Here is a 12,414-nt window from a genome sequence, read left to right as displayed (position 1 = left end):
CCGAGACCGTGGGCGTGCTCGCCGCCGTGCGCCGCGCCCACCCGGACGTCGAGCAGCTCGACGCGCGCGACTGCCTGCCCGGCGTGCCCGACCTCGGCGAGGGACCCACCGTGCAGCTGTGGCCGCACCGGCACGGCACCGACGCGATGTTCCTCGCGCTGCTGCGGCGACGCTGACGCTCGGGACCCTCCGGCGCGCGCGCCGGGTCGGCGTACGCTCGGCGGGTGCACCCCATGATCGCGCCGAGCATCCTCGCGGCCGACTTCGCGCGGCTCGCCGACGAGGCGGCCGCCGTGACCGGCCCGCCCGGGCGCGGGGCCGACTGGCTGCACGTGGACGTGATGGACGCCCACTTCGTGCCGAACCTGACGCTCGGCCTGCCCGTGGTGCAGTCGTTGCGCAAGGCCACCGAGCTGCCGCTCGACTGCCACCTCATGATCGAGAACCCGGAACGGTGGGCGGTCGGCTACGCCGAGGCGGGCGCCCACAACGTCACGGTGCACGTCGAGGCGGCCCGCGAGCCGGTGGCGCTGGCGAAGGACCTGCGCGCCGCGGGCGCCCGCGCCGGTCTGTCGATCAAGCCGGGCACGCCGCTCGAGCCGCATCTGGAGACGCTGCGCCACTACGACACGCTGCTGGTGATGAGCGTCGAGCCGGGCTTCGGCGGCCAGGAGTTCATCCCCGAGGTCCTCGAGAAGGTGCGCACCGCGCGTCGGCTCGTCGACACCGGCCACCTCACGCTCCTCATCGAGATCGACGGCGGCATCAACGCCGACACCATCGAGGCGGCGGCCGAGGCCGGGGTCGACTGCTTCGTGGCCGGTTCGGCGGTGTACGGCGCCGACGACCCGGCGCGCGCGGTGGAGGCGCTGCGCGAGCGGGTGCGGGCCGTGTCTGCCCACCGCTGGACCTGATCGGGAACGAACGGGCTGCCCGGCGGGTTGCAGCCGGCAGGCGCGAAGGGAGAGCGGGCATGTTCACCGGGATCGTCGAGGAGATCGGCGAGGTCACCGCGGTGCGGGAGGACGCGGACGTGGTGGTGTTCACCATCCGCGCGGGGACGGTCACCTCCGACGCCCGCCACGGCGACTCGATCGCCGTCAACGGCGTCTGCCTCACCGTCGTCGACCCCGAGGGCAGCACCGACGGCACGTTCAGCGTGGAGCTGATGCCCGAGACGCTCAAGCGCTCCAGCCTCGGCGCGGTCGTGCCCGGCACCAAGGTGAACCTGGAGCGGGCCGTCCCGGTGAACGGGCGGCTCGGCGGGCACATCGTCCAGGGGCACGTGGACGGCGTGGCCACGCTGCTGTCGCGGTCCCCGGGCGAGCGCACCGACGAGCTGCGCTTCAGCCTCGTTCCCGACCTGGCCCGCTACGTCGTGGAGAAGGGCTCGATCACGGTGGACGGGGTCTCGCTCACCGTGGCGGGCGTGACGGACGACTCGTTCACGGTCGCGCTCATCCCCACGACGTTGTCGCACACCACACTCGGAATGCGGCGGCCGGGGGATACCGTGAACCTGGAGGTCGACGTCGTTGCGAAGTACGTCGAGCGGTTGACGGCGGGGTACCGCGGGGCCCCGTCGGCGCACGAGGAGGCCGGGGCTCTGTGAGCGAGGATGTGACGGCACGGCCGGTGACGCCGGGGGGCTTCGAGTCGATCGAGCGCGCGGTCGCCGACCTGCGCGCCGGCAAGGCGATCGTGGTCGTCGACGACGAGGACCGCGAGAACGAGGGCGACCTGATCTTCGCGGCCGAGAAGGCGACCCCGGAGCTGGTGTCGTTCATGGTCCGCTACACGTCCGGCTACATCTGCGTGCCGCTCACCGAGAGCGAGTGCGACCGGCTGGACCTGCCGCCCATGCACCACACCAACTCCGACAACTTCCGCACCGCGTTCACCGTCACGGTCGACGCGAAGGAGGGCGTCACCACCGGCATCTCGGCGGCCGACCGCGCCCACACGATCCGACTGCTCGCCGACCCGAACACCGGCCCCGGCGACCTCGTGCGCCCCGGCCACATCCTCCCGCTGCGGGCCCGCGAGGGCGGCGTGCTGCGCCGCCCCGGCCACACCGAGGCCGCGGTCGACCTGGCCCGCCTCGCCGGGCTGCGCCCCGCGGGGGTGCTGTGCGAGATCGTGTCGCAGAAGGACATCGGCGGCATGGCCCGCGGCGACGAGCTGCGGGTGTTCGCCGAGGAGCACGACCTCACCCTCATCACGATCGCCGACCTGATCGCCTACCGGCGCCGCTTCGAGAAGCACGTCGTGCGGGTGGCGCAGGCGCGCATCCCCACGCGGCACGGCGACTTCATCGCCTACGGCTACGACTCGCTGCTCGACGGCATCGAGCACATCGCGATGGTGCGCGGCGACGTCGCCACCCCGGAGGGCAACGGCGAGGACGTGCTCGTGCGCGTCCACTCCGAGTGCCTCACCGGCGACGTCATGGGCTCGCTGCGCTGCGACTGCGGCCCGCAGCTGGACGCCGCGCTCGCCGCGGTGGCCGCCGAGGGCCGCGGGGTGGTGCTCTACATGCGCGGGCACGAGGGCCGCGGCATCGGCCTGCTGCACAAGCTGCAGGCCTACCAGCTGCAGGAGGCGGGCGCCGACACCGTCGACGCCAACCTCGCGCTCGGCCTGCCCGCCGACGCCCGCGACTACGGCACGGGCGCGCAGATCCTCGCCGACCTCGGCATCAAGTCGATGCGGCTGCTCACCAACAACCCGGACAAGCGAGCGGGGCTCGAGGGCTACGGCCTGCGGATCACCGGCCGCGTGCCGCTGCCGGTGCGCGCCCACCGCGAGAACCTGCGGTACCTGCGCACCAAGCGCGACCGGATGGGGCATGATCTGCCCGGTCTGGACACGCTGGGCCGCGGCGACGCGCTCGCCGACAGCACCGGCTCGTGAGCGAGGGGGAACCATGAGCGGCCAAGGGCGCCCGGCGCTGCAGCTGCCCGACGCGAAGGGCCTGCGCGTGGCCATCGCGGCCACCACCTGGCACGCCGACATCGTCGACGTGCTGCTGGAGCGCGCCGTCGCCACCGCGGTGAAGGCGGGCGTGGAGTCCCCGACCGTGGTGCGCGTGCCCGGCACGGTGGAGCTGCCGGTCGTCTGCCAGGAGCTCGCCGTGCGGCACGACGCGGTGGTCGCGCTCGGCGTCGTGATCCGCGGTGGCACCCCGCACTTCGACTACGTGTGCGACGCGGTCACCGCGGGGCTCACCCGCGTCGCCCTCGACGAGCGCACCCCGATCGGCAACGGGGTCCTCACCTGCGACACCCGCGAGCAGGCCGTCGACCGCTCCGGTGCACCCGGGTCCGCCGAGGACAAGGGCACCGAGGCGTGCGTCGCCGCGCTGCAGACCGCGCTCGTGCTGCGCGACCTGAGGGCGGGCCGGTGAGCGGTCCCGCCGGAGCGGGGGAGCGCGGTAGCGTCGAGGACGTGGCTGGCACGGACGCGGGCCACGAGGTCGTCGTGGTCCGCCCGCGGAAGGTGCTGATCGCCGCCTGGGTGGGCGCGGTCGTCACGGTGGCGCTGTTCGTCGCGATCGCCGCCGTCCTGCCCAACGTCCAGACCGGGGTGTACTTCCGGTTCGCCGACCAGGTGGCCCTCGTGGTGCTCGGGTTGTTCATCGCCGGCGGGCTGTTGCTGGTCGCCCGGCCCCGGGTGAAGGCCGACGCCGAGGGCATCGAGGTGCGCAACATCCTCGTCACCCGGCGGCTGCCGTGGGCGCTCGTGCTGCGGATCGCCTACCCGGACGGCGCGTCGTGGGCCCGGCTGGATCTGCCCGACGACGAGTACCTGCCGGTGCTCGCCATCCAGGCCGTCGACGGGCAGCGCGCGGTGGACGCGATCACCCGGCTGCGCGCCCTGCACGCCCGCGCCCGGGCGTCCTGACGCGCACGTCACCCCGCCGCACCCCGGTGCGCCGCGGCGCCGCACGTAGCATCGGGGCCGTGCTGCGCTCCCGCGAGACGAATCCCGCCCCGGCCACCGACGGCGTGCGGCTGGGCGACATCGTGCTCCGCAACCGCCTCGTCACCTCGTCGAGCCTGCTCGGGTACGGCGTGGCCAACTCCCCGCTGCTGCCGTACGGCATGAGCCCGATCTCGCTGTTCGTGCCGCTGTCGGAGTTCGGCGCCGTCACCACGCGCACGCTCACCGTCGAGCCGCGGGAGGGCCACTTCACCACCCGGGACGACTGGTCGCTCGCCGAGCTGCCCGGGCTGCTCAAGCGCTACCGCACCGTGCTGCGCGGCACCGACGCCGGCTTTCTCAACGCGTTCGGCTGGTGCAACATCGGCATCGACGCCTACCTGCGCGACTACTACCCGCGCACCCGCGAGCAGCGCACGATCATCTCCCTCGGCGGGTTCTCGGCCGAGGAGTTCGTGACGCTCGTGGACCGGGTGAACGCCGCGGTGCCCGCGGGCGACATCGCCGCCGTCGAGTTCAACGTCAGCTGCCACAACGTCAACTTCGACTTCTCGACGATCCTGCAGGACGTCCTCGACGAGGCCGTGCCCCGCAGCAACCACCCGGTGATCCTCAAGCTCTCGCCCGACTACGACTACGTGCGCAACGCGAAGCAGGCCGCGAAGGCGGGCGTCTCCGCCCTCACCGCGATCAACACGGTGAAGGCGCTGCGGCTCGACCCGCGCACCGGCACCCCGTGGCTCGCCAACCGCTACGGCGGCCTGTCCGGGCGGGCGATCAAGCCGATCGGGCTGCGGGTGGTGAGCGAGCTGCGCGACGCGGGCGTGACGCTTCCGATCATCGCCACCGGCGGCATCCGCACCGTCGACGACTGCCGCGAGTACTTCTGGGCCGGGGCGGACGCGGTGAGCCTCGGCAGCGCGACCTGGCTGGCGAGCTACCCCGGGTACGCTCTGGCCCCGATCAAGGCACTGCGCGTTCGGCGCGTGTTGCGCGCCGTTCGGCGCTACTCAACGCTGCCGAATCGCGACAGCGCGTCGCTCTGAGCGACGATCTTCACCCGATGGGGTGCCGGCAGCCGACGCGGTCCCGGGGAGGGGTTCGATGACGATCACGCCGGGTGTGGCCACCACCGTGGGGCGGCGCGCCCCCGATCGCCGCCCGCGTGCCGTGCTCTTCGACGTGTTCGAGACGATGCTGCGGGTCGACGCGCTGCGCAGCCGGTTCATCGACGTGGGCCGCCCCGAACACGAGTGGGAGCTGTTCTTCACCCGCACCCTGCGTGACGGCATGGCCCACACGCTCGCGGGCTCGGTGCGCCCCTTCGGCGAGGTCGCCCGGGCCGCGCTGCGCACCACCGTCGGCCACACGCTCTCCGACGAGGCGGTCGAGCACGTGATCGCCGGCTTCCGCGAGCTGCCCCCGCACCCGGACGTCGAGCCCGCGCTCATGGCGCTCGCCCGCGCCCGGATCCCGGCCTACGCGTTCACCCACGGCACCGAACAGGTGGCCTGCGACGCCCTCGACAAGGCAGGCCTGCGCACCTACCTGCGCGACACCTTCTCCGCCGAGCGGATCGCCTCGTTCAAGCCGCCCGCGCGGGTGTACCTCTGGGCCTGCCAGCAGGTGGAGCTGCCGCCGGAGAAGGTGGCCCTCGTCGCGGTGCACTCGTGGGACGTGCACGGCGCCGTGCGGGCCGGGCTGATCGGTGGCCTCGCCACCCGGCTCGAGGGCCGCGTGCCGGACGTGGTGGAGCGCCCGCACGTGGCCGCCGAGCGCCTCGACACGGTGGTGGAGCGGCTGATCGCCCTGCCGGTCTGACCAGACGTCGCATCCCTCACGCCCCGAGCGCCCGGCGCATCCCGGCGCCGAGCCGACCGCTGCCGCCGAGGTCGGCGCGCTGCCCGGCGAGCGCCCCCGCCGCGCGACCGGATCCGGACAGGGCGCTCGGGCGCAGCGTGGCGAGGCCGGGGTAGGCGGCCGCGAACCGCTCCTCCACCCGCTGCCTGCGGTCGGCGAGCACCAGCGCGACCCCGGGTGGTCCGCCCGGGCCCGCGGCCCGGCCCGCCGCCCGCTGCTCGGCCTCGACCAGCCTGCGGTGGACCTGCGCGGCGAACCCCTCGAGCCACGACCGGCGGTAGGCCGCCACGGACTCGCTCGGGTCGGGCGGGCGGACCCGGGCGAGCTGCGAGGTGGCCTGCAGCAGGAGCGACGTGTAGAGCACCTCGACCCGTTCGCGGTCGGAGGCGTGGCCGAACACGGTGACCGCGGACGCCCGGCCGACCCCGCCCGCCCGGCCGCTCCACGTCCCGTGCAGCACCCAGCGGCAGCCCAGTGCGGCGGCCGTCCACCCGAGCAGGCGCGCCTTGCCCATGCTGTACGGGTCGTGCACCGGGATCCGCAGCGGGCCGATCTCGTCCTCGCCGGGGGCGGCCGCGGCGAGCAGCGCGGCGTCGATGCCGTGGCGGGCCATCAGCTCGACGGCCTTCGCCGTGTAGATCTCCGCCTCGGCCGCGGTGGCCGCGCGCTCGGCCTTGGCGAGCAGCTTGCGGACCGTGGCGAGCTTCGTCCCGCCTGCGCGCGCACCCGGGTCTCGGCCCACGGGGACCACCTCCGATCGAACGTGTGTTCGCTGCGAGAGATGTAACCACGGGGCGGTGACAGTTCCGGGGCAGGCGCCTACACCACGCCGCCGACGCGCCGGCCGGGCGGTGCCGGCCGGGCGCGCCGCTGTCCGGTCCTACCCTGGAGGAGCCATGCGCGATCCCGCCTCGAACGATCCTTCCCGGTACCGCCCGGCGCCCGGTTCCATCCCGGAGGCGCCCGGGGTCTACCGGTTCTCCGACCCGCACGGGCGGGTGATCTACGTCGGGAAGGCGAAGAGCCTGCGGCAGCGGCTCAACTCCTACTTCGCCGACATCGCCGGGCTGCACCCGCGCACCCGGCAGATGGTCATGACCGCGGCGAAGGTCGAGTGGACCGTGGTCGCCACCGAGGTGGAGGCGCTGCAGCTCGAGTACAACTGGATCAAGGAGTTCGACCCCCGGTTCAACGTCCGCTACCGCGACGACAAGACCTACCCGGTGCTCGCGGTGACGATGAACGAGGAGTTCCCGCGGCTGCACGTCTACCGGGGGCCGCGGCGCAAGGGGGTGCGCTACTTCGGCCCGTACGCGCACGCGTGGGCGATCCGCGAGACGCTCGACCTGCTGCTGCGCGTCTTCCCGGCGCGCACGTGCAGCGCCGGGGTGTTCAAGCGGCACGGGCAGATCGGGCGGCCGTGCCTGTTGGGCTACATCGACAAGTGCTCGGCGCCGTGCGTGGGCCGGGTCGACGCCGACGAGCACCGCGCGATCGTCGAGGACTTCTGCGACTTCCTCTCCGGGCGCACCGACCACCTGGTGCGCCAGCTGGAGCGGAAGATGGCCGAGGCGTCCGAGCAGCTGGAGTTCGAGCGGGCGGCCCGGTTGCGCGACGACATCGGGGCGCTGCGGCGGGCCATGGAGAAGCAGGCCGTGGTCCTCGGCGACGGCACCGACGCCGACGTCGTCGCGTTCGCCGAGGACGAGCTCGAGGCCGCGGTGCAGGTGTTCCACGTGCGCGGCGGCCGGGTGCGCGGCCAGCGCGGGTGGGTGATCGACAAGGTCGAGCCGACCGACACCGCCCAGCTGGTGGAGCGGTTCCTCACCCAGTTCTACGGCGAGCAGGCCGCGCTCGCCGGCTCGGCCGACGACGCCACCCAGCCGGTGCCGCGGGAGATCCTCGTGCCGGTGCTGCCGGCGGACCCCGGCTCGATCGTCGACTGGCTGTCGGAGCTGCGCGGGTCGCGGGTGCAGCTGCGGGTGCCGCAGCGCGGGGACAAGCGGGCGCTGGCCGAGACGGTGGCGCGCAACGCCGCGGAGGCGTTCACCCAGCACAAGCTGCGCCGCGCGGGCGACCTCACCGCGCGGTCGGCGGCGCTGCAGGAGATCCAGGACGCGCTCGGGCTCGACACGGCGCCGCTGCGGATCGAGTGCGTGGACGTGAGCCACGTGCAGGGCAGCGACGTGGTGGCATCGCTCGTGGTGTTCGAGGACGGGCTCGCCCGCAAGTCGGAGTACCGGAGGTTCGAGATCCGCGGCGGGGCCGCGGGCGGGGACGTGGCGGCGATCGCGGAGGTGGTGCGCCGCCGCTTCCGCCGCTACCTCGCCGAGACGGGAGGTCGGTCCGGTAACGGCGGCCGGGGCGGCGGCGAGTCCGGTGAGGTGCCGGCCGGGGATCCCGGGCACCGCCCGGGCATCGACCCCGAGACCGGTCGCCCCCGCAAGTTCGCCTACCCGCCGAACCTGCTGGTCGTCGACGGTGGCCGGCCGCAGGTGGAGGCGGCGGCGGACGTGCTGGCCGAGCTCGGCGTCACCGACGTGGCGGTGTGCGGGCTCGCGAAGCGCCTCGAGGAGGTGTGGTTGCCCGCCGAGGAGGACCCGGTGATCCTCTCCCGCACCAGCGAGGGCCTCTACCTGCTGCAGCGGGTGCGGGACGAGGCGCACCGGTTCGCCATCACCTACCACCGGCAGCGCCGGTCGAAGAGCATGGTCGCCTCGGAGCTGGACGGCGTGCCCGGGCTGGGCCCGGCGCGGAAGGCGGCGCTGCTCAAGCACTTCGGTTCGCTGCGCAAGCTCAAGGCCGCGGACCTGGACGAGATCGCGGCGCTGCCCGGGTTCGGGCCGCGGACGGCGGCCGCGGTGCTCGACGCGCTGCACGGCCGCACGCCCGCCGCGCCCCAGCCGGCGGCCGGGGAGGCCCGGTGAGGGCCGGCCCGGCGAGGGGTGGCACCGTGAGCAGCGGCACTCGGAACGGCGGCACTCGGAACGGCAGCGCTCAGGACGGCAGCGCTCGGAACGGCAGCGCTCGGAATGACAGCGCTCGGAATGACAGCGCTCGGAATGACAGCACTGTGAAAGGCACTGTGGACGGGGGCACGGTGAACGGGGACGGCGCGGCGCTGGACGCCGCGAAGGTGGACGGCTCAGCTGCGGACGGATCGGGGGCGGACGGCTCCGGGGTCGACGGTTCGGCCGCGAACGGTGCGGCGCGCAGCGCGACGGCGGGGGAGCCGGGACCGGCCGCGGCGGCCCGGGGATCGGGCGGCGCCGCGGGCTCGGAGCCGCCCGGCATCGAGGTCACGCTGGTCAGCGGGCTGTCCGGGGCGGGCCGCAGCACGGCGGCGAAGGTCCTGGAGGACCTCGGCTGGTTCGTGGTGGACAACCTGCCGCCCGAGCTGATCGCCACGATGGTCGACCTCGGCGCGCGGGCCCGCGGTGAGATCACCCGGATCGCGGTCGTGATGGACGTGCGCAGCCGGGCGTTCACGGCCGACCTGAGCGCCGTGATCAAGGATCTGGACGCGCGCGGCTACAAGCCGAGGCTGCTGTTCCTGGAGGCGTCCGACGCGGTCCTGGTGCGCCGGTTCGAGCAGGTGCGCCGCAGCCACCCGCTGCAGGGCAACGGCCGCCTGGTGGACGGGATCGCCGCGGAGCGGGAGCTGCTGCGGCCGCTGCGGGAGAGCGCGGACCTGGTCGTGGACACCTCCACGGTGGCGGTCCCGCAGCTGCGGGCCACCCTCGAGCGGGCGTTCGGCACGGAGGCCGCCCAGGTCACCCGGGTGACGCTGGTGTCGTTCGGCTACAAGTACGGGCTGCCGATGGACGCCGACCTCGTGGTGGACGTCCGGTTCCTGCCCAACCCGTACTGGATCCCGGAGCTGCGCGACTTCACCGGCAAGGACGAGTCGGTGCGCGACTACGTCCTGTCCCAGGACGGGGCGGAGGAGTTCATCACCCGGTACCTGGAGCTGTTGCGATTGGTGGGGGCCGGGTACCGGCGCGAGGGCAAGCGCTACCTGACGGTGGCGGTGGGGTGCACCGGCGGCAAGCACCGCAGCGTCGCGATCAGCGAGGAGATGGCCCGCAGGCTCGCGGGCTCCGAAGGGGTCGCGGTGAGCGTGACCCACCGCGACCTGGGGCGCGAGTGAGGTCGGCCGTCGCCCTGGGGGGCGGGCACGGGCTGCACGCCACGCTGTCGGCGCTGCGGCGGCTGACCGACGACGTCACCGCGGTCGTCACGGTCGCCGACGACGGCGGCTCGTCGGGCCGGCTGCGCCGGGAGCTCGGTCTGCTCCCGCCGGGGGACCTGCGGATGGCGCTGGCCGCGCTCGCCGCGGACACCGACTCGGGGCGCCGCTGGGCCGCGCTCGTGCAGCACCGCTTCGGCGGCACGGGGGCGCTCGCCGGCCACGCCGTGGGCAACCTGCTGATCGCGGGGCTGATGGAGGTGCTCGGCGACCCGGTGGCGGCGCTCGACGAGGTGGCCGCGCTGCTCGGGCTGCGCGGGCGGGTGCTGCCGATGAGCTGCGATCCGCTGGACATCGAGGCGGAGGTGTCCGGGCTCGGGCCCAACGGCGCGCTCATCCGCGGCCAGGTCGCGGTGGCGTCCACGCCGGGTCGGGTGGAGCGGGTCTGGCTGCGCCCGGAGCGGCCGCGGGCGTGCCCGGAGGCACTCGATGCGGTGAAAGCGGCCGACGTCCTGCTGCTCGGCCCGGGCTCGTGGTTCACCAGCGTGATCCCGCACCTGTTGGTGCCGGAACTGAGAGAAGCGCTGATCACGTCCCCTGCCCGGCGGGTCGTGGTGCTGAACCTGGCCCCCGAACCGGGTGAGACCGCCGGGTTCTCACCCGAGAAGCACCTCGCCGTACTCTCCCAGCACGCGCCGGAACTGCGGGTGGACGCGGTCATCGCCGACGTGGCCGCGGTGCCGGTGCCGGAGCGGTTGCACCGCACTGCGGCCGCGATGCTCGCCCCCGGAGGCAGGGTCCACCTGGCGCCGGTCGCCGCGGAGGACCCCGTGGTGCCGCGTCACGACCCGGCCGCGTTGGCCGAGGCCCTGGGTGCCGTGTTCGCGGAACTCGAGAGGCAGACCGGATCGGCCCACCACGATGCGGCCCCGGCGACGAGCGGGCCCGCACCCGAGGGGCAGGAAACGAGGAGGTCGAACCCATGGCGATGACGGCGGCGGTCAAGGACGAGCTGTCGAGGCTCGTCGTCACGAAGCCGTGCTGCCGCCGGGCCGAGGTCGCGGCGCTGCTGCGCTTCGCGGGCGGGCTGCACATCGTCGGTGGTCGCGTGGTCGTGGAGGCCGAGGTCGACACCGGGTCGGTGGCGCGGCGGCTGCGCCGCGAGATCCACGACCTCTACGGGCACACCTGCGAGGCGCACGTGATCAGCGCGGGCGGGCTGCGCCGCGGGGCGCGCTACGTGCTGCGGGTGGTGCGCGACGGTGAGGGCCTGGCCCGCCAGACCGGCCTGCTCGACGCCCGCGGCCGCCCGGTGCGGGGCCTGCCGCCGCCCGTCGTGTCGGGTGGGGTGTGCGACGCGGAGGCGGCGTGGCGCGGGGCGTTCCTCGCGCACGGGTCGCTCACCGAGCCGGGCCGCAGCTCCGCGCTCGAGGTGACCTGCCCCGGCCAGGAGGCGGCCATGGCGCTGGTCGGCGCGGCGCGCCGGCTCGGGGTCACGGCCAAGTGGCGGGAGGTGCGCGGCGCCGACCGGGTGGTGGTGCGCGACGGCGACGCGATCAGCGCGCTGCTCACGCGCATGGGCGGGCACGAGTCCGTGCTGGCGTGGGAGGAGCGGCGGATGCGCCGCGAGGTCCGCGCGACGGCCAACCGGCTGGCCAACTTCGACGACGCCAACCTGCGCCGCTCCGCCCGGGCCGCGGTCGCGGCCGCGGCGCGCGTGCAGCGGGCGCTGGAGATCCTCGGCGACGACGTCCCGGCCCACCTGCTCGCCGCGGGCAAGCTGCGCATCGAGCACAAGCAGGCGTCGCTGGAGGAGCTGGGCCAGCTCGCCGACCCGCCGATGACGAAGGACGCCGTCGCGGGCCGCATCCGCCGGCTGCTGCACATGGCCGACAAGCGCGCCGCCGACCTCGGCATCCCCGACACCGACTCGGCGGTCACCCCGGAGATGCTCGAGGAGGCCTGACGCCGCCGGCCCCCGGTCGGCCCGACCGGGGCCGGACGGCTCGGCCTCAGCCGCCGCCGTCCGCGGCACGGATGCGGGCGAGGAACACGCTCATGAGCGGCGACCGGGTCACCGTCCGGGCCCGGTAGGAGACGGTCCAGCCGGTTGGCCGTCGCGTCGTTCCAGAACGACAGCGGCACGATCTGCTGCGCGTGGATGCCGATGCTTTTCGATGGGAGGGCGGAGCGGGATCACCGTGTCGCCGGCGAAGAGCACGAAGGCCACCAGGCCGACGGCGGTGAGGATGTTCCGGTTCGACAGCCGCTGCACGCCCTTGTGGCGCGTCAGCGCAGCACCCGGTACCGCAGGTGCGTGACGTCGCGGCCGGGCAGCACCCGGACCGGTTCGAGCTCGACGTGCTCCGGGCCGAGGCCGTCGAACAGGCGCCGCCCGTCCCCGAGCAGCACCTGCACGAGCT

At 74.4% G+C, this 12,414-nt stretch carries 12 protein-coding genes and 1 pseudogene; 12 read left to right on the top strand and 1 reads right to left on the bottom strand.

The annotated features are described in order from the left end of the window. The 8 genes and pseudogenes from VKZ81_RS16925 to VKZ81_RS16890 all read left to right on the top strand — a co-directional run. Window positions 1–176 (top strand): annotated as a pseudogene (locus VKZ81_RS16925) (rRNA small subunit methyltransferase B); the annotation flags it as partial. A 57-nt stretch (window positions 177–233) separates the two neighbouring features. Continuing rightward, the gene (rpe, locus tag VKZ81_RS16920; protein ID WP_324242542.1) at window positions 234–914 is read left to right on the top strand and encodes a ribulose-phosphate 3-epimerase; all 681 of its coding nucleotides are present in this window, start codon (window positions 234–236) and stop codon (window positions 912–914) included. Between the two features lie 59 nt (window positions 915–973). Continuing rightward, window positions 974–1,612: a riboflavin synthase gene (locus VKZ81_RS16915; RefSeq protein WP_324242540.1), complete on the top strand. Its 639-nt coding sequence runs from the start codon at window positions 974–976 to the stop codon at window positions 1,610–1,612. After that, the gene (locus tag VKZ81_RS16910) at window positions 1,609–2,913 is read left to right on the top strand and encodes a bifunctional 3,4-dihydroxy-2-butanone-4-phosphate synthase/GTP cyclohydrolase II (RefSeq protein ID WP_324242539.1); all 1,305 of its coding nucleotides are present in this window, start codon (window positions 1,609–1,611) and stop codon (window positions 2,911–2,913) included. The genes VKZ81_RS16915 and VKZ81_RS16910 overlap by 4 nt, the downstream gene beginning before the upstream one ends. A 13-nt stretch (window positions 2,914–2,926) precedes the next feature. Continuing rightward, window positions 2,927–3,406 carry a 6,7-dimethyl-8-ribityllumazine synthase gene (gene ribH, locus VKZ81_RS16905; RefSeq protein ID WP_324242538.1) on the top strand — a complete coding sequence of 160 codons (480 nt, stop codon included), beginning with the start codon at window positions 2,927–2,929 and terminating at the stop codon, window positions 3,404–3,406. Between the two features lie 41 nt (window positions 3,407–3,447). Beyond that, window positions 3,448–3,903, top strand: a complete 456-nt coding sequence (locus VKZ81_RS16900; RefSeq protein ID WP_324242537.1) for a PH domain-containing protein — start codon at window positions 3,448–3,450, stop codon at window positions 3,901–3,903. Window positions 3,904–3,962: 59 nt separating this feature from the next. Next, complete coding sequence (locus VKZ81_RS16895) at window positions 3,963–4,988, top strand: beta/alpha barrel domain-containing protein (protein ID WP_324242536.1); 1,026 nt, start codon at window positions 3,963–3,965, stop codon at window positions 4,986–4,988. 58 nt (window positions 4,989–5,046) lie between these two features. Continuing rightward, complete coding sequence (locus tag VKZ81_RS16890; protein WP_324242535.1) at window positions 5,047–5,763, top strand: HAD-IA family hydrolase; 717 nt, start codon at window positions 5,047–5,049, stop codon at window positions 5,761–5,763. Window positions 5,764–5,779: 16 nt separating this feature from the next. Here the strand turns inward: VKZ81_RS16890 and VKZ81_RS16885 are convergent, their stop codons facing one another. After that, window positions 5,780–6,544: a DUF2786 domain-containing protein gene (locus VKZ81_RS16885; protein WP_324242534.1), complete on the bottom strand. Its 765-nt coding sequence runs from the start codon at window positions 6,542–6,544 to the stop codon at window positions 5,780–5,782. Window positions 6,545–6,698: 154 nt separating this feature from the next. Between VKZ81_RS16885 and uvrC the strand changes: the two genes are divergently transcribed. The 4 genes from uvrC to whiA all read left to right on the top strand — a co-directional run bounded on the left by uvrC (window position 6,699) and on the right by whiA (window position 11,957). Continuing rightward, the gene (gene uvrC, locus VKZ81_RS16880; protein WP_324242533.1) at window positions 6,699–8,729 is read left to right on the top strand and encodes an excinuclease ABC subunit UvrC; all 2,031 of its coding nucleotides are present in this window, start codon (window positions 6,699–6,701) and stop codon (window positions 8,727–8,729) included. Window positions 8,730–9,094: 365 nt separating this feature from the next. Then, complete coding sequence (gene rapZ / locus VKZ81_RS16875) at window positions 9,095–9,952, top strand: RNase adapter RapZ (RefSeq protein ID WP_324242541.1); 858 nt, start codon at window positions 9,095–9,097, stop codon at window positions 9,950–9,952. Beyond that, on the top strand, window positions 9,949–10,983 hold the full coding sequence (locus tag VKZ81_RS16870) for a gluconeogenesis factor YvcK family protein (RefSeq protein WP_324242532.1): 1,035 nt from the start codon (window positions 9,949–9,951) through the stop codon (window positions 10,981–10,983). Before rapZ ends, VKZ81_RS16870 begins: the two co-directional genes overlap by 4 nt. After that, entirely contained in the window at window positions 10,974–11,957 is a 984-nt protein-coding gene (whiA, locus tag VKZ81_RS16865) for a DNA-binding protein WhiA (RefSeq protein ID WP_324242531.1), read from the top strand. Before VKZ81_RS16870 ends, whiA begins: the two co-directional genes overlap by 10 nt. Window positions 11,958–12,414: the final 457 nt, after the last annotated feature.

This window comes from Pseudonocardia sp., from assembly GCF_035305885.1.
GTDB lineage: Bacteria > Actinomycetota > Actinomycetes > Mycobacteriales > Pseudonocardiaceae > Pseudonocardia.
The sequence above is the reverse complement of the archived record's forward strand: the minus strand, read 5'-3'. Positions and strand labels throughout refer to the sequence as shown.